This window comes from Stutzerimonas degradans (genome assembly GCF_024448505.1).
Taxonomy (GTDB): Bacteria; Pseudomonadota; Gammaproteobacteria; order Pseudomonadales; family Pseudomonadaceae; genus Stutzerimonas; species Stutzerimonas degradans.
Window position 1 is genome coordinate 40,103 of the sequence record NZ_JAMOHV010000015.1, and the last position, 16,186, is coordinate 56,288.

Annotated in this window: 15 protein-coding genes; 10 read left to right on the plus strand and 5 right to left on the minus strand. The window is 63.4% G+C overall.

Annotation, left to right across the window (positions count from 1 at the left end; all coding sequences use genetic code 11):
- The first annotated feature begins 13 nt into the window (after positions 1-13).
- From NAV27_RS16720 to panD, 6 genes are all read left to right on the plus strand, one after another.
- On the plus strand, positions 14-1,423 hold the full coding sequence (locus NAV27_RS16720) for a sigma-54-dependent transcriptional regulator (protein WP_102829552.1): 1,410 nt from the start codon (positions 14-16) through the stop codon (positions 1,421-1,423).
- A gap of 644 nt (positions 1,424-2,067) precedes the next feature.
- Positions 2,068-3,453 carry a polynucleotide adenylyltransferase PcnB gene (locus NAV27_RS16725; RefSeq protein WP_003288803.1) on the plus strand — a complete coding sequence of 462 codons (1,386 nt, stop codon included), beginning with the start codon at positions 2,068-2,070 and terminating at the stop codon, positions 3,451-3,453.
- Positions 3,454-3,948, plus strand: a complete 495-nt coding sequence (gene folK, locus NAV27_RS16730; protein ID WP_102829551.1) for a 2-amino-4-hydroxy-6-hydroxymethyldihydropteridine diphosphokinase — start codon at positions 3,454-3,456, stop codon at positions 3,946-3,948. It abuts the gene before it with no gap.
- A 151-nt stretch (positions 3,949-4,099) separates the two neighbouring features.
- On the plus strand, positions 4,100-4,900 hold the full coding sequence (gene panB, locus NAV27_RS16735; protein WP_102829550.1) for a 3-methyl-2-oxobutanoate hydroxymethyltransferase: 801 nt from the start codon (positions 4,100-4,102) through the stop codon (positions 4,898-4,900).
- Positions 4,897-5,754 (plus strand): pantoate--beta-alanine ligase, encoded by an 858-nt coding sequence (gene panC, locus NAV27_RS16740; protein ID WP_008568930.1) that lies wholly within the window; start codon positions 4,897-4,899, stop codon positions 5,752-5,754. The genes panB and panC overlap by 4 nt, the downstream gene beginning before the upstream one ends.
- Before the next feature lie 77 nt (positions 5,755-5,831).
- Positions 5,832-6,212 carry an aspartate 1-decarboxylase gene (panD, locus tag NAV27_RS16745; RefSeq protein ID WP_008568931.1) on the plus strand — a complete coding sequence of 127 codons (381 nt, stop codon included), beginning with the start codon at positions 5,832-5,834 and terminating at the stop codon, positions 6,210-6,212.
- Between the two features lie 69 nt (positions 6,213-6,281).
- Here the strand turns inward: panD and NAV27_RS16750 are convergent, their stop codons facing one another.
- The gene (locus NAV27_RS16750) at positions 6,282-6,461 is read right to left on the minus strand and encodes a hypothetical protein (RefSeq protein WP_043298145.1); all 180 of its coding nucleotides are present in this window, start codon (positions 6,459-6,461) and stop codon (positions 6,282-6,284) included.
- Positions 6,462-6,525: 64 nt separating this feature from the next.
- Here NAV27_RS16750 and pgi point away from each other — a divergent pair, with 64 nt between their 5' ends.
- The 4 genes from pgi (at position 6,526) to NAV27_RS16770 (ending at position 11,920) form a co-directional block, all read left to right on the plus strand.
- Positions 6,526-8,193, plus strand: a complete 1,668-nt coding sequence (gene pgi, locus NAV27_RS16755) for a glucose-6-phosphate isomerase (RefSeq protein ID WP_008568932.1) — start codon at positions 6,526-6,528, stop codon at positions 8,191-8,193.
- A 171-nt stretch (positions 8,194-8,364) separates the two neighbouring features.
- Entirely contained in the window at positions 8,365-11,298 is a 2,934-nt protein-coding gene (locus NAV27_RS16760; RefSeq protein ID WP_102829549.1) for a DUF748 domain-containing protein, read from the plus strand.
- 2 nt (positions 11,299-11,300) lie between these two features.
- A complete protein-coding gene (locus NAV27_RS16765) occupies positions 11,301-11,594 on the plus strand; it encodes a DUF2845 domain-containing protein (protein ID WP_008568934.1) in 294 nt (97 codons plus the stop codon).
- A gap of 17 nt (positions 11,595-11,611) precedes the next feature.
- A complete protein-coding gene (locus NAV27_RS16770) occupies positions 11,612-11,920 on the plus strand; it encodes a DUF2845 domain-containing protein (RefSeq protein ID WP_102829548.1) in 309 nt (102 codons plus the stop codon).
- Between the two features lie 49 nt (positions 11,921-11,969).
- On the opposite strand, the gene NAV27_RS16775 is transcribed toward NAV27_RS16770, so the two are convergent.
- The 4 genes from NAV27_RS16775 to truB all read right to left on the minus strand — a co-directional run bounded on the left by NAV27_RS16775 (position 11,970) and on the right by truB (position 16,185).
- A complete protein-coding gene (locus NAV27_RS16775) occupies positions 11,970-12,344 on the minus strand; it encodes a BON domain-containing protein (RefSeq protein ID WP_102829547.1) in 375 nt (124 codons plus the stop codon).
- Between the two features lie 271 nt (positions 12,345-12,615).
- The gene (gene pnp, locus NAV27_RS16780; RefSeq protein WP_102829546.1) at positions 12,616-14,721 is read right to left on the minus strand and encodes a polyribonucleotide nucleotidyltransferase; all 2,106 of its coding nucleotides are present in this window, start codon (positions 14,719-14,721) and stop codon (positions 12,616-12,618) included.
- A gap of 162 nt (positions 14,722-14,883) precedes the next feature.
- A complete protein-coding gene (gene rpsO, locus NAV27_RS16785) occupies positions 14,884-15,153 on the minus strand; it encodes a 30S ribosomal protein S15 (RefSeq protein WP_011914369.1) in 270 nt (89 codons plus the stop codon).
- Positions 15,154-15,267: 114 nt separating this feature from the next.
- A complete protein-coding gene (gene truB / locus NAV27_RS16790; RefSeq protein WP_102829545.1) occupies positions 15,268-16,185 on the minus strand; it encodes a tRNA pseudouridine(55) synthase TruB in 918 nt (305 codons plus the stop codon).
- Position 16,186: the final 1 nt, after the last annotated feature.

Genomic DNA, 16,186 nt, shown 5'->3' on the forward strand with positions numbered 1-16,186 from the left:
CGAGAGAGTACTGATGTCACATATTCTGATCGTCGAAGACGAAACCATCATCCGCTCCGCCCTGCGCCGTCTGCTCGAACGCAACCAGTACGAGGTCAGCGAAGCCGGTTCGGTACAGGAGGCGCAGGAGCGCTTCAGCATTCCCGGTTTCGACCTCATCGTCAGCGACCTGCGCCTGCCTGGCGCGCCGGGTACCGAACTGATCAAGCTGGCCGAAGGCACGCCGGTACTGATCATGACCAGCTACGCCAGCCTGCGCTCGGCGGTGGACTCGATGAAGATGGGCGCGGTGGACTACATCGCCAAACCATTCGATCACGATGAGATGTTGCAGACCGTCGCGCGCATCCTGCATGACCGCCAGGAGCGCGCCAGCGCGACCGCAGCCGCACCGTCCCCGGCAATCACCAGCACGCCTGCCAGCGCTCAGGGCGACATCGGCATCATCGGCCATTGCCCACCGATGCAGGACCTGTTCGGCAAAATCCGCAAGGTCGCGCCGACCGACTCCAACGTCCTGATCCAGGGCGAGTCCGGCACCGGCAAGGAGCTGGTCGCCCGCGCGCTGCATAATCTGTCGCACCGCGCCAAGGCGCCGATGATCTCGGTGAACTGCGCGGCGATTCCGGAAACCCTGATCGAATCCGAGCTATTCGGCCACGAAAAGGGCGCCTTCACCGGTGCCAGCGCAGGTCGCGCCGGACTGGTCGAGGCGGCCGATGGCGGCACGCTGTTTCTCGACGAGATCGGCGAGCTGCCGCTGGAGGCCCAGGCACGCCTGCTGCGAGTGTTGCAGGAGGGTGAAATTCGCCGGGTCGGCTCCGTGCAGTCGCAGAAGGTCGACGTACGCCTGATCGCCGCTACTCACCGCGACCTCAAGACGCTGGCCAAGACCGGACAGTTTCGCGAAGACCTTTATTACCGCCTGCATGTCATCGCGCTGAAGCTGCCGCCGCTGCGCGAGCGCGGTAACGATGTGCTGGAGATCGCCCGCGCCTTCCTCGCCCGTCAGTGTCAGCGGATGGGCAACGACGGCATGCATTTCTCCCGCGATGCCGAGCAGGCCATCCGTCATTACAGTTGGCCAGGCAACGTTCGCGAACTGGAGAACGCCATCGAGCGCGCAGCCATTCTGAGCGAGAGTGCGGAAATCGACGCCACGCTGCTGGGCATCGACATCGAACTCGATGGCCTGGACGACGAATTCGACGAGCCCTGCACCTCGCTGCTGTCAGCGGGCGGCAACGAGCCGACCGAAGACCTCTCGCTGGAAGACTACTTCCAGCACTTCGTGCTCGAACATCAGGACCACATGACCGAGACCGAACTGGCACGCAAGCTCGGCATCAGCCGCAAATGTCTGTGGGAGCGTCGCCAGCGCCTGGGTATCCCGCGGCGCAAGTCGAGCACCACCACCGGCTGAGATGTTACCGTCCGGCCCATGCGCCGTAACAAAATCGGGATCATCGGTAACGACGATCCCTTTTTTTCGCCTCTCGCTTTTCACATAAAAAACCTAACCAGTTGAAATATATGAGCTTTTTAAAACTGGCACGACACCTGCTTTATATCTGGCATAACAACAATAACAAGCCGTCCCATAACAAGAACAAAACGTAACGACTCCAGCAAAACAACGATAAGAACGCGGAGGCGCAGCTAACTGATTCTTTTGGAGAGGATTTGCCGAAGGGCTCAACCCCGACAACCAGGCCGAGAACAACAAAAACTGCATTGAGCAGTGCCCGCACTGGTTGGATCAACGATCACCGGCAACTCAGCGACCAAAGCAATCCGTTTGCTATTGGTTCCCACGTAGGGACCTCCCGAAGGCAATGGCCGAAGGGAGCAGGCGGAACAACAAAAACAATACGCCTGCACCAATAACAACAAAGCACGCAATATCTTTTATGAGGGGAGCTTAGGCTCCCCTCAGTGCTTTATGCCCGCCGTTTTTTGACACCCCTCTCGCCTTCGTTCAACATCCAGCCTCCCGATGCTAGAATCCGCGCAGTTTTCGCGGCTTTCCACGGCCATCCGCCCCCATTCGCCACACAGTGCTTGCCCATGCTGAAAAAGCTGTTCCAGTCTTTTCGCTTTCCCCTGCGCCGAATCCCGCCGGCTCGCCGCACTCCCGAAATACTGTCCAGCAGGCAGCACTCCTTGCAGCGCAACGCCATCAGCCGCAACGCGGTGAATGTGGTCCAGCGCCTGCAGCAAGCAGGCTACGAAGCCTATGTAGTGGGCGGCTGCGTGCGCGATCTGTTGCTGGATCTCGATCCCAAGGACTACGACGTCGCCACCAGTGCCACCCCCGAACAGGTACGGGCCGAATTCCGCAACGCGCGGGTTATCGGGCGCCGCTTCAAGCTGGTGCACGTGCATTTCGGCCGCGAGATCATCGAAGTCGCTACCTTCCGCGCCAATCACCCGGAAGAAGACGATGAGGAGGAGGCCAGCCACCTGGCCGCGCGCAACGAAAGCGGACGCATTCTGCGCGACAACGTCTACGGCACGCTCGACGACGACGCCCAGCGTCGCGACTTCACCATCAATGCGCTGTACTACGACCCGACCAGCGAGCGCATTCTCGATCACACCCACGGTGTGCACGACATCCGCAATCGCCTGATCCGCCTGATCGGCGACCCCGAACAGCGCTACCAGGAAGATCCGGTGCGCATGCTGCGCGCGGTGCGTTTCGCCGCCAAGCTCGACTTCGAAATCGAACGGCACAGCGCCGAGCCCATCGCCGAACTGGCCGACCTGCTCGACGGAATTCCCTCGGCGCGGCTGTTCGACGAAACGCTCAAGCTGTTTCTCGGCGGCAAGGCCGAGCGCACTTTCGAACTGCTGCTCGAATACGATCTGTTCGCCCCGCTGTTCCCGGCCAGCGCCGCCGCGCTGGAGCGCAACCCCGAGTACGCCGGCACGCTGATCCGTAACGCCCTGGCCAACACCGACCTGCGCATCCAGCAGGGTAAACCGGTCACGCCGGCGTTCCTGTTCGCCGCCCTGCTCTGGCCCGCACTGCCGGCGCGCGTGCTCGAACTGCAGGACCGCGGCATGCCGCCGATCCCGGCGATGCAGGAAGCCGCGCACGACATCATCTGGGAACAGTGCCAGCGCACCGCGATTCCCAAGCGTTTCACCATTCCCATGCGAGAAATCTGGGACATGCAGGAGCGCCTGCCGCGCCGACAAGGACGCCGCGCCGACCAGCTCCTAGAAAACCCTCGCTTCCGCGCTGGCTACGATTTCCTGCTGCTGCGCGAGAGCGCCGGCGAGAAGACTGGCGGCCTCGGAGACTGGTGGACCGACTATCAGGAAGCCAGCGACAGTGACCGGCGCAGCATGATCCGCAACCTGAGCGGCAAGGACGACGCTGCGCCACGCAAACGTCGCCGCAGCGGCGGGCGCCGCCGTCGCGGTGCCGACGCCCCGGCCGAGTAAATGGAACGCGTCTACATCGGCCTGGGTAGCAACCTGGCCGATCCGCTGCGGCAACTGCGCGGTGCCCTGCAGGCGCTCGCCGACCTGCCGCACACGCAAGTGCTCGACGTGTCTTCGTTCTATGTCAGCGATCCGCTGGGACCGCCCGATCAACCGCGCTACGTCAACGCCGTCGCAGTGCTGGCCACCACGCTCGCTCCGCTCGAACTGCTCGACGCGCTGCAGATGATCGAATTCGCCCAGGGCCGCGAGCGCAAGGCCGAACGCTGGGGGCCGCGTACGCTGGACCTGGATATCCTGCTGTTTGGCGACCGGGTGATCCACGAGCCGCGCCTCCAAGTGCCGCACTATCATCTGCAGGAGCGCGCCTTCGTGCTCTACCCGCTGGCCGAACTGGCGCCCGCCCATCTGCGCCTGGCCGATGGCCGCAACCTCGACGATCTGCTGGCTGCCTGTCCGTTCCGCGGCCTGGAGCGTCTCGACGAAACGGTGTAACCGGACAGGTAACGCTGTAACAGCGGGGTAACACTCGCGATTGACTTAGCCACTCGCCGACCGGACTATAAGCGCCCTCTGCCGCGCGCGACGCTTCGTCGCAACGCATCGGCAACCGTGATCCCTCCGAGGCTCGAAGAGGACGGCATTCATGCCAGAGGTAACCCTGACCACGCTGCAAGGGCTCAAGCAGAAGGGCGAGAAGATCGTCATGCTCACCTGCTACGACGCCACTTTCGCCAAGACTGCCTGCGATGCCGGCGTCGAGATGCTGCTTATCGGCGATTCGCTCGGCATGGTCCTGCAGGGGCACGACAGCACCCTGCCAGTCACCGTCGCCGACATGGCCTACCACACCGCCAGCGTCAAACGCGGCAACCGTGGCGCGATGATTGTCGCCGACCTGCCATTTATGGCCAACGCCACCACCGAGCAGACCCTGAACAACTCGGCGCTGCTGATGCAGGCCGGCGCGCACATGATCAAGCTCGAAGGCAGCGCTTGGCTGGCCGAGTCCATCCGCCTGCTGGCCGAGCGCGGCATCCCGGTGTGCGCGCACATGGGGCTGACGCCCCAGGCGGTCAACCTTTTCGGCGGTTACAAGGTGCAGGGTCGCGAAGAAGCCCAGGCGCAGCAGATGCTGGCCGACGCGCGCGCCCTGCAAGCCGCTGGCGCCGCCATGCTGCTGCTCGAATGCGTGCCCAGCGAACTGGCCGCGCGGATCACCCAGGCGGTCGACATTCCGGTGATTGGAATCGGCGCCGGCAGCGACACCGACGGCCAGGTGCTGGTCCTGCATGACATGCTGGGCCTGTCGCTGAGCGGCCGCGTACCGAAGTTCGTGAAGAACTTCATGCGCGAGCAGGGCGACATCCCGGCCGCCATCGCCGCCTACGTGCGCGCGGTCAAGGCCGTCGAATTCCCTGCAGCCGAACACGGTTTCTCCGCATGAACATCGTCAAGACCATCGCCGACCTGCGTGCCGCGGTAGCCCGCGCCCGCAGCGAGGGCAAGCGTATCGGCTTCGTACCGACCATGGGCAACCTGCACGCCGGACATATCGCCCTGGTGAAGAAGGCCGGCCAGCGCGCCGATTTCGTGGTGGCGAGCATCTTCGTCAATCCGCTGCAGTTCGGTCCCAACGAAGACCTGGACAGCTACCCGCGCACGCTGGCGGCCGATCAGACGAAGCTGTTCGATGCCGGCTGCCACCTGTTGTTCGCCCCGGGCGTGGAGGAAATGTACCCCCACGGCCAGGCGCAACAGACGCTCGTGCGCGTGCCCGGGGTTTCCGAAGGGCTCTGTGGCGCCAGCCGTCCGGGGCACTTCGACGGCGTCTCGACGGTGGTGACCAAGCTGTTCAACATGGTCCTGCCGGATCTGGCGGTATTCGGCCAGAAGGATTTCCAGCAGCTGGCCGTGATCCGCACCATGGTGCGCGATCTGAACATGCCGGTGCAGATCATTTCCGAGCCGATCGTGCGCGCCGAGGACGGTCTGGCGCTGTCTTCGCGCAACGGTTACCTCAGCAGCGAGGAGCGCGCGATCGCTCCGGCGCTGTATCGCACGCTGTGCGAGATGAAGACGGCCCTGCTCGGCGGACAGCGCGATTATGCCGCGCTGATCGCTCAGGGCCAGGCACAACTGCAGGCCGCCGGGCTGCGCGTGGACTACCTGGAAATTCGCCACGCGCCCGACCTGCAGCCAGCCGATGCGGCCGCACATGAACTGGTCATCCTGGTGGCCGCGTTCCTCGGCAAGACCCGCCTGCTGGACAATCTGCTGGTCGACCTCGCCACCCACTAACCGCCCGCCCTGTGGCCTTGATCACACTCAGGGCTTCGGGCACACTCTGCGCCGCTTGCGCACCGGAGGACCCTGCCATGCACGCCATCATGCTCAAGGCAAAACTGCACCGCGCCGTGGTGACTCACTCAGTGCTCGACTACGAGGGCTCCTGCGCCATCGACGGCGACTGGCTCGACCTCGCCGGCATCCGCGAGTACGAACAGATCCAGATCTACAATGTCGACAACGGCGAGCGCTTCACCACCTACGCCATCCGTGGCGAGGAAGGCTCGAAGATCATCTCCGTCAACGGCGCCGCGGCACACAAGGCCGGCGTCGGCCATCGCCTGATCATCTGCACCTACGCGCACTATAGCGAGGCCGAGCTGGCGAACTTCAAGCCCCACGTGCTGTACATGGGGGCCGATGGCGATCTCAGCCATACCAGCAACGCGATTCCGGTTCAGGTTGCCTGAAACCAGCCTTACCGTAGTCAATCTGCAGCCCGAAGCGTCCCCCGCTTCGGGCTTTTTTCTTGCCGCAACCTACGGGACGTCGAGCAGGTGGAACACATCGGTCGTTTCGTTGGTCAGAGCAGTCTCGGCGGAACCGGAGTGACCGCCGCCGGCACGGTCCATACCGCTGCCAACCGTGACAGCCGCATTCAGGATGAATGCCGGTGTGCCGATCAAACGGCTGTTGAAGCCACGCAGGCCCCGGCGCATGATCCGTGCGCGCGGAATCGCGATGTCTTCATGGCCCGTCTAAGCAAAGGAAGCCGCATTAACCATGAGCTATTACCAGCACCCGCTCGATGTCACCCGCCTGCCATCCTGGAACGTTCTGGAAGAACACCGCCTGGCCATGCAGCACTTCAACATGCGCGAGGCCTTCGCCGCCGATCCGGCGCGTTTCGAGGAGCTCTCGGTTTCCTGCTGCGGGCTGTTCCTCGATTATTCGAAGAACCTCATCACCCCGCAAACCCGTGCGCTGCTGGTCAACCTCGCGCGCGAGGCGGGCGTCGAGCAGGCCGCCCACGCGATGTTCAACGGTGAGCCGGTGAACGCCTCGGAGAATCGCCCAGCGCTGCATACGGCGCTGCGCCGACCGATGGGCGACGACCTGATCGTCAACGGCACCAACCTGATGCGCGAGGTACATGCCGCGCTGGCACAGATGACCGACATCGTCGGCCGTATCCACAACAACCTCTGGCGCGGCTACAACGACAAGCCGATCACCGATGTGGTCAATATCGGCATCGGCGGCTCCTTCCTCGGTCCGCAGCTGGTGTCCGAGGCGCTGCTGCCGTTCACTCAGCAGTCGGGCGTGCGCTGCCATTACCTGGCGAACATCGACGGCAGCGAGTTCCGCGAGGTAACCGCCAATCTCAACGCCGAAACCACGCTGTTCATCGTCTCCAGCAAGTCGTTCGGCACCCTGGAAACCCTGAAGAACGCTCAGGCCGCGCGCACCTGGTATCTGGCCCGTGGCGGCACCGAGGAGAAGCTCTATCGCCACTTCATCGCGGTGACCAGCAACAAGCAGGCAGCGATCGATTTCGGCATCCGCGAGAAGAATATCTTCCCGATGTGGGACTGGGTCGGCGGCCGCTACTCGCTGTGGTCGGCGATCGGCCTGCCCATCGCCCTGGCGATCGGCATGCACAACTTCAAGGATCTGCTCTCCGGCGCCTACAGCATGGACCAGCATTTCCTCCACGAGCCGTTCGAGACCAACATGCCGGTGCTGCTGGCCATGCTCGGCATCTGGTACCACAACTTCTGGGGCGCGCAGAGCTACGCCTTCCTGCCCTACGACCATTACCTGCGCAACTTCGTCAAACACCTGCAGCAGATGGACATGGAGTCCAACGGCAAGAGCGTGCGCCAGGACGGCACGCCGGTTTCCTGCAGCACCGGCCCGGTGATCTGGGGCGGCGTCGGCTGCAACGGCCAGCACGCCTACCATCAGCTCCTGCATCAGGGCACGCCGCTGATCCCGGCGGATTTCATCGTGCCGGTAGTCAGCCATAACCCGGTCGCCGACCATCAGGAATGGCTGTACGCCAACTGCCTGTCGCAGAGCCAGGCGCTGATGCTCGGCAAGACCCGCGCCGAAGCGGAAGCCGAACTGCGCGCCAAGGGTCTGCCGGAGCGCGAAGTGCAGCGTCTGGCGCCGCACAAGGTGATCCCCGGCAATCGCCCGAGCAACACCCTGGTGCTCGAGAGCATCAGCCCCGGGCGCCTCGGTGCATTGATCGCACTCTACGAGCACAAGGTGTTCGTGCAGGGCGTCATCTGGGGCATCAACTCCTTTGATCAGTGGGGCGTGGAGCTGGGCAAGGAGCTGGGCAAGGGCGTCTACGGGCGTCTGACCGGCTACGACAGCCCGCCGGCCGAGGACGCCTCGACCCAGGGTCTGATCGACTTCTTCCGCGGCCGCCATCGCGGCTGAGTGCCGATCGTCCGGTGCACCTGCGCCGGGCGATCGGATTTTCCCTCGCCGAAGATCATCCCGACACTATGGCCCTCACGCGCGCGCATCGATAACTGCGCTGGGTCGCAAGAGGAACCCGGCGGGCATGCCATACTCCAAGGCATCCAACCGCACGGAATATCCTCGGAAATGCCCAACGGAATGAAGCGCGCGCTCACGGTCGTGGTGAGCGTCCTGGTCTGTTACTGCCTGCTCGGCTTCCTCATCCTGCCTGGTGTCGCCCAGCGCATCGCCAACCAGCAGTTGGCGCGATATGCCACCAAGCCGGCAACGCTGGAGCGTCTCGAGCTGAACCCCTTCACGCTCGAACTGACCGCCTTCAACCTGGGCATCGGCGAGCCCAACGCGCGCCAGGTCGCGTTCGAACGGCTGTATCTCAACCTCTCCTGGGACAGCCTGTGGACACGCACCCTGCACCTGGCCGACATCCAGCTGGACAAACCCGCGGTGCAGGCCGAATTCGACCCGCAAGGCACGCTCAACCTCTCCCGTCTGTTTGAGCTGCCGCCCAGTCCCGAACCCGCTGCCGAGGAGCCGGGCGAGGTCTTTCCCCTGCGCATCGACCGCCTGCAGCTGGCCGGTGGCGACGTCGGCTTCCGCGATCTGCGACCGAGCGAAGCCATCAACCTGCGCTACGATGCGCTGAACATCGAACTGCACAACCTGGCGACCCGCTCCGATGGCAGCGCCGACGCCAGCCTCGTGGCCAACGGCCCGAGCGGCGGACGCATCGCCTGGCAGGGGCAGTTCAGTCTGGCGCCGATCACCTCCAGTGGCGAGCTGAAGGCCGATGGCCTGCTGCTCAAGGACATCTGGCCCTATGTCCACGATATCGTCCCGCTGCGGCTGCAGGACGGTCGCCTCGACGTGAGCACCGCCTACCGGCTGGACCTGAGCGAAGGCACCCAGCTCCTGCTCGACAAGGCGAAAATCACGCTTGCGCCTCTGGCCATCGATGCCCCCGACGGTAAGGCGCTGGTCCGCCTGGAAAGCCTGGAAATCGACGAGACCGCGCTGGACCTGGTCGAACAGCGCGTCACCATCGGCAACCTGCGCAGCAGCAAACTGGAAACCTGGGCTGCACGCAACGTTGATGGCACGCTCGACTGGCAGACGCTGTTTGCCCGGCCGACGCCATCGCGCGCCGCCACACCGGAGCCACTGCCGGAAGCCGCCGTCGAAGCGCCCGCTGCCGGCGGCGCCAGCGAACCCGCCGCGCCCCGTCCCTGGCAGGTGCTGGTGCGCAACGCAGAACTGCGCGATTACCGCGTCCACCTTGCCGACCGCGTACCCGAGCAGGATGTCGCGCTGGAAGTCGGGCCGCTCGACCTGACCCTGCGCGATTTCGACAGCCTCGGCACCACGCCCTTCCAGCTCGCTTTGCAGAGCGGCATCGGCCGCCAGGGCTCGCTGCAGGCCGAAGGCCAGCTGCAGCTCAGCCCGGCCAGCGGCACGCTCGCCATCAGCACCCGCGACATCGACCTGCGCATCGCCCAGGCCTACCTCACCCCCTTCGTGCACCTGGAACTGCGCAGCGGCCTGCTCGACAGTCAGCTGAAGGCCGAACTGCAAAGCACCGAGCCACTGGCATTCTCGGTCACCGGACAGGCCGACATCACCCAGTTGCACACGCTCGACACCATCGGCAACCGCGACCTGGCCAAATGGGAACGCCTGCATCTGGAACAGATCGACTACCGCCATCCGCGGAGCCTGAGCATCGCCAAGGTGCAGTTGCAGCAACCCTACGCGCGCTTCATCATCAATCCGGACCTGACCACCAACATCAACGACCTGCTGATCAAGCAACCCGAACCTGCCACCGGCAGCCCGAAGGCGGCGCAACCGGAGCCGGCCAGCACGCCGCTGGCGCTGCACATCGGAGGAATCGAGATCGCCGATGGTTCCGCGAACTTTGCCGACCTCAGCCTGCGCCCGCCCTTCGGCACTGCGATCCAGGGTCTCAACGGCCGAATCGGCACCCTCGACAACCGCCAGCAAAAACCCGCTGCGGTGGATATCAAAGGCAAAGTCGACCGCTACGCGCCGGTCAGCATCAAGGGCCAGCTCACCCCCTTCGATCCGTTGCAGAGCCTGGATATCGCCACCAGCTTCAAGCAGGTGGAACTGACCACCCTGACGCCCTACTCCAGCAAGTTCGCCGGCTATCGCATACGCAAAGGCCGGCTCAACCTGGACCTGCATTACCGCATCCAGCAGGGTCAGTTGAATGCCGAGAACAAGGTGGTGGTCGAGCAGCTGCAGCTGGGCGAAAAGGTCGACAGCCCGGACGCCGTCGACCTGCCGATTCGCCTGGCCGTAGCGCTGCTGAAGGACACCAAAGGCACGATTTCGATCGAGCTACCGGTCACCGGCAACCTCAACGACCCGCAGTTCAGCGTCATGCCAATCGTCTGGCAGACCCTGCGCAATCTGGTGCTGCGCGCCGCACAGGCACCGTTCAAGTTCATCGCCGGCCTGGTGGACGGCGATCAGGTCGATCTCAGCCAGATCGCCTTTGCCGCCGGCAGCAGCGAGCTGGATGACGAAGCACGCAAAGCACTGGATACCCTGGTCGATGCACTGCAACAGCGTCCGGCGCTGCGCCTGGAGGTCGAAGGCATGGCTGCGGGCTCCAGCGATGGGCCGCTGCTGGCCGAGCAACGTCTGCAGCGCGAGTACCAGCAGACCCAGTACCGCATCCTTCAGCGCCGCGGCGATAAGGTGCCGGCCGATCCCAGCCTGTTGCAGGTGGATGAAGAGAACAAGGCCGTGCTGCTTGAAGGCATCTACCGCAGCCGGCTGAAGCAGCAACCGCCAGCGCAGTGGAAGGAGCTGGAGGACGAGGAGCGCGCCGCGCGACTGCGCGACGCCGTCATCGCCTCCTGGGCACAAAGCAGCGTCCTGCTGCGCACCCTGAGTCGCGATCGCGCAGCAGCAATCAAGGGCTATCTGGTCGATCACGGGCTGAACGCCGAGCGAGTGTTCCTGCTCGACACCGGCACCACCGAACCGCAGGCCGATGGCCGCGTCGCCACCGCACTGCATTTGGGTAGCGAATGAACATGTCTGGACAATCTTTTCTGCCCGGCCTGCTGCTACTCGCCTGCTTCGCTGCGGGCGCCGATACGCTACGCTGCGGCAGCCAGCTGGTCAGTACGGGCGACCGGGCCTTCGAGGTCGAGCGCAAGTGCGGCCCACCGGCCCAACGCGACTTGGTCGGCTACGGCCTGAGCCCCAACGGCCGACAGGAATTCGTGCTGGAAGAATGGACCTACGGGCCGAACAACGGCACGTTCAGTATCCTCACGTTTGAGGGCAACCGCCTGGTGCGCATCGAGTCGCAGCGCGAGCGGTAAATAATCAGGAGTTCCGCATGCCCCGCTTTTCCCTGTTCGCTCTGTTCGTCGCGCTGCTGGCCAGCGAGCCGGCAAGCGCCTCATCCACCTTTCGCTGCAACAGCCGTCTGGTCAGCCTGGAGGCCAGTACGGCGCAGGTTCGCGAGCGCTGTGGCGAGCCCAGCAGTAGAGCAATGATCGGCTACAAAGAGGTCGTCGATGAATACGGCTACCTGCAGGAAGTAGTCGTCGAGGAATGGGGCTACGGCCCGAGTCACGGCATGTACCACTACCTGCGCTTCGAGGGAAATCGCCTGCACAGCATCGACAGCCAGCGCGCCAACTGAATAAAAAACCCCACACGAGGTGGGGTTCCGTCAGGCTTGGCGCCGAATCTTATTCGGCGACCTTCAGACCGTCGGCGGCGACGTCGGTCACGCCCTTGATCTGCCGAGCCTTGGCGACTGCGGCTTCCTTCTCTGCCTCGGTCGCAACGGTACCGGACAGCGACACTACGCCGTTCTTGGTTTCAACTTCGATATCCATGCCCGGGGTGGCGTCTTCGGCCAGCAGGGTCGACTTCACCTTGGTGGTGATCCAAGTATCGGAAGCGGCGTCCTTGGCCTCTTCCACATTCTCATTGGCGGCGAGCATGACGGCTTCGGTTTTCTCGATAGCAGGCGTGCTGTCGGCCATTGCCACACCCGCCAGCGGCAGACTGAAGGCAGCAACAACCGCGGCGGCAGTGAGGGAGGTCTGAATCTTTTTCATGATGTCACTCCTGTTTCTCGTGGTTTCCGGACATTGCTTCCAGCCCGGAGTCAGGAATAACAGCGCAAGCGCCGTGCCAACCGAAGCGACATGGAAATATCCTTTAACTTCAATAGATTACGAAAATCAGGTATTCCGCTAAGACGTGCACTATGCACGCTTGGCCTGTGCCACGCATGCATCTTGCAATCAGCTGTAAGACGATTGGAGGCGATTCCAGACAACAAAAAAGGCCCCGAAGGGCCTTTTTTGTTCGGCTGAAATGTCAGGCTCAGACGCCCGAGGCCTCTGCCGCTGCGACGTCCTTGATCGAGAGCTTGATACGGCCGCGGTTGTCCACGTCCAGTACCAGCACCTTCACTTCCTGACCTTCCTTGAGCACGTCAGTGACCTTCTCGATGCGCTGATCGCTGATCTGCGAGATGTGCACCAAGCCGTCCTTGCCCGGCAGGATGTTGACGAAGGCGCCGAAGTCGACGATACGCTCGACCTTGCCGACGTAGATCTTGCCGATTTCGGCTTCGGCAGTGATGCCCAGCACGCGCTGTTTGGCCGCCTCGGCCGCTTCCTTGGTTTCGCCGAAGATCTTGATCGAGCCGTCGTCCTCGATGTCGATCGAAGCCTTGGTTTCTTCGCAGATGGCGCGAATGGTGGCGCCGCCCTTGCCGATCACGTCGCGAATTTTGTCCTGGTCGATCTTCATCGCCAGCATGGTCGGTGCGTTGGCCGACAGCTCGCTGCGCGACTGGGCAATGACCTGATTCATCTGACCGAGAATGTTCAGGCGCGCTTCCAGCGCCTGGCCCAGGGCGATCTCCATGATCTCTTCGGTGATGCCCTGGATCTTGATGTCCATCTGCAGCGCGGTGACGCCCTTGGCGGTACCGGCAACCTTGAAGTCCATGTCGCCCAGATGGTCCTCGTCACCGAGGATGTCGGTCAGCACGGCGAACTTGTCGCCTTCCTTGACCAGACCCATCGCAATACCGGCTACCGGCGCCTTCATCGGCACGCCGGCGTCCATCAGTGCCAGCGAGGCACCGCAAACCGACGCCATGGAGCTGGAGCCGTTGGACTCGGTAATTTCGGAAACCACGCGGATGGTGTATGGGAATTCGTCGGCGCTCGGCAGCATGGCGGCAACGCCACGACGGGCCAGGCGACCGTGACCGATTTCGCGGCGACCGGTAGCGCCCATGCGACCACACTCACCGACCGAGTACGGCGGGAAGTTGTAGTGCAGCATGAAGGGGTCTTTCTTCTCGCCTTCGAGGGTGTCGAGCAGCTGCGCGTCACGGGCAGTGCCGAGGGTAGCAACGACCAGCGCCTGGGTTTCGCCACGGGTGAACAGTGCCGAACCGTGGGTCTTGTCCAGCACGCCGACTTCGATGTTCAGGCCACGCACAGTGCGGGTGTCACGGCCATCGATACGCGGCTTGCCGTTGACGATGTTCTCGCGAACGGTGCGGTATTCGATTTCACCGAAGGCGTCCTTCACTTCGCCAGCGGACGGCTGGCCTTCTTCGCCGGAGAACTTGGCGACGACCTGGTCCTTCAACTCGCCCAGGCGCGCGTAGCGGTCCTGCTTGATGGTGATGGTATAGGCCTGGGAGATGGCTTCGCCGAACTCGCTGCGGATGGCGTCGAGCAGCGCGGTATTGGCTTGCGGAGCAGTCCAGTTCCAGCGCGGCTTGCCAGCTTCGGCGGCGAGCTCTTCGACAGCCTTGACCACGGCCTGGAATTCTTCGTGAGCAAACAGCACGGCGCCCAGCATCTGGTCTTCCGTCAGCTCGCGAGCTTCCGATTCGACCATCAGCACGGCGTCCTTGGTGCCGGCCACGACCATGTCCAGGCTGGAAGCCTTGAGCTGTTCGTAGTTCGGGTTCAGCAGGTAGCCGGTTTCCGGGTGGAAGGCCACGCGCGCGGCACCAATGGGGCCGTCGAACGGAATGCCGGATACCGCCAGGGCAGCCGAAGTACCGATCATCGCAGCGATGTCCGGATCAGTTTTCTTGCTGGTGGAAACGACGGTACAGATGACCTGCACTTCGTTCTGGAAGCCTTCCGGGAACAGCGGACGGATCGGACGATCGATCAGACGCGAGGTCAGGGTTTCCTTCTCGGAAGGACGCGCCTCACGCTTGAAGAAGCCGCCCGGGATCTTGCCGGCCGCATAAGTCTTCTCCTGGTAGTGCACGGAGAGCGGGAAGAACCCTTTGCTCGGGTCGGCGGTCTTGGCACCGACCACGGTGACCAGCACGGTGACATCGTCATCGACGGTGACCAGCACGGCGCCGGAGGCTTGGCGAGCGATACGGCCCGTCTCCAGGGTTACGGTCGACTGACCGAATTGAAACTTCTTGATTACCGGATTCACGGTTTTTCCTTCTCTTTGTTGCCTTGGGGAAATTGACGGGAAACTCGGGAGTCGGACCCGGGGCTTCCTGCAGAAAAGCCTGTCGCTTAAAGCCGAAAGCTGGAAGCAAGAGCGATGTCCTGCTTCCAGCTTCCGATTTCCAGCGTACAGCTCGGGCGCGTCTTAGCGACGCAGACCCAGACGGCCGATGAGGGCACTGTAACGAGTGGTGTCCTTACCCTTCAGGTAGTCCAGCAGCTTGCGGCGCTGGTTAACCATACGGATCAGGCCACGACGGGAGTGGTGGTCCTTGCCGTTGGCCTTGAAGTGGTCCTGCAGCTTGTTGATGTTGGCGGTCAGCAGGGCAACCTGCACTTCCGGAGAACCGGTATCGCCTTCAGCTTGCTTGTACTCGTTAACGATCTGGGCTTTTTCTTCAACGCTCAGTGCCATGATGGGCTCCTAGAGTGAACAGGCCGGGAACGGGTCCCGTGTTTAATAGAGAGGAATGACCGCGCCTGTTGACAGCCACCCTCTGACGCAACGCGCGAACGCGCTGCGCACCGGTCATTCCGACCGAATCAGTCGACGCGGCGCGATGCGCCCGTCTTCGCTCACCTCACCGATACCGATGAAGCGTCCGACGTGATCCTGTACGCGGACCATGCCGTATTTCGGCGCCTCCGGCGCCCGCACCGGCTGCCCGTGCAGCCAGTAATAAGCGCTGTGCTCGGACAGCTGCAACAGCGGCCAATGTTCCAGTCCGCTGTCCACCGGTTGCAGGAACCGGTCCAGCGCCTCGGCACCGCCTTCTGCATGCGCCTGCTCCAGAGCCTCGAGCGTCACGGTCTGCGCCAGGCTGAACGGCCCGGCCTGAGTCCGGCGCAGCTCGGCGACATGCGCCCCGCAGCCCAGCAGCTGGCCGAGATCCTCAACCAGCGTGCGGATATAGGTACCCTTGCTACACGCCACAGACAAGCGCGCCTTGTCGCCCTCGAGCGCGAGCAGCTCCAAGCGCGCAATATTAACAGAACGCGGCTCGCGCTCCACCACCTCGCCGGCGCGGGCGAGCTTGTACAACGGCTGACCATCGCGCTTGAGCGCCGAATACATCGGCGGCACCTGCTGAATATCACCGCGAAAGCGCGGCAGCAGCGCTTCGAACTGTTCAGGCGAAACCGACACCGGATTACGCTCGAGGATTTCACCCTCGGCATCGGCCGTCGTGGTGGTCACGCCCAGCTGCATGACCGTCTCGTAGGCCTTGTCGGCATCGAGCAGATACTGCGAGAACTTGGTTGCCTCGCCGAAGCACAGCGGCAATACGCCGGTCGCCAGCGGATCGAGGCTGCCGGTATGCCCGGCCTTCTCTGCATTGAGCAGCCAGCGCACCTTCTGCAGCGCCGCATTGGAGGTGAATCCGCGAGGCTTGTCGAGCAGGATGATGCCGTTCACATCGCGTCGAACACGCTTGACCTGGACCACG

What these genes read in the sequence shown, in the direction of transcription:
- pgi (WP_008568932.1), top strand. Translation starts at nt 6,526, where the DNA reads ATGAGCTATTACCAGCACCCGCTCGATGTCACCCGCCTGCCATCCTGG.
- NAV27_RS16775 (WP_102829547.1), bottom strand. Translation starts at nt 12,344, where the DNA reads ATGAAAAAGATTCAGACCTCCCTCACTGCCGCCGCGGTTGTTGCTGCC.
- NAV27_RS16760 (WP_102829549.1), top strand. Translation starts at nt 8,365, where the DNA reads ATGCCCAACGGAATGAAGCGCGCGCTCACGGTCGTGGTGAGCGTCCTG.
- panB (WP_102829550.1), top strand. Translation starts at nt 4,100, where the DNA reads ATGCCAGAGGTAACCCTGACCACGCTGCAAGGGCTCAAGCAGAAGGGC.
- panD (WP_008568931.1), top strand. Translation starts at nt 5,832, where the DNA reads ATGCACGCCATCATGCTCAAGGCAAAACTGCACCGCGCCGTGGTGACT.
- NAV27_RS16750 (WP_043298145.1), bottom strand. Translation starts at nt 6,461, where the DNA reads ATGCGCCGGGGCCTGCGTGGCTTCAACAGCCGTTTGATCGGCACACCG.
- rpsO (WP_011914369.1), bottom strand. Translation starts at nt 15,153, where the DNA reads ATGGCACTGAGCGTTGAAGAAAAAGCCCAGATCGTTAACGAGTACAAG.
- NAV27_RS16720 (WP_102829552.1), top strand. Translation starts at nt 14, where the DNA reads ATGTCACATATTCTGATCGTCGAAGACGAAACCATCATCCGCTCCGCC.
- NAV27_RS16770 (WP_102829548.1), top strand. Translation starts at nt 11,612, where the DNA reads ATGCCCCGCTTTTCCCTGTTCGCTCTGTTCGTCGCGCTGCTGGCCAGC.
- NAV27_RS16725 (WP_003288803.1), top strand. Translation starts at nt 2,068, where the DNA reads ATGCTGAAAAAGCTGTTCCAGTCTTTTCGCTTTCCCCTGCGCCGAATC.
- panC (WP_008568930.1), top strand. Translation starts at nt 4,897, where the DNA reads ATGAACATCGTCAAGACCATCGCCGACCTGCGTGCCGCGGTAGCCCGC.
- folK (WP_102829551.1), top strand. Translation starts at nt 3,454, where the DNA reads ATGGAACGCGTCTACATCGGCCTGGGTAGCAACCTGGCCGATCCGCTG.
- NAV27_RS16765 (WP_008568934.1), top strand. Translation starts at nt 11,301, where the DNA reads ATGTCTGGACAATCTTTTCTGCCCGGCCTGCTGCTACTCGCCTGCTTC.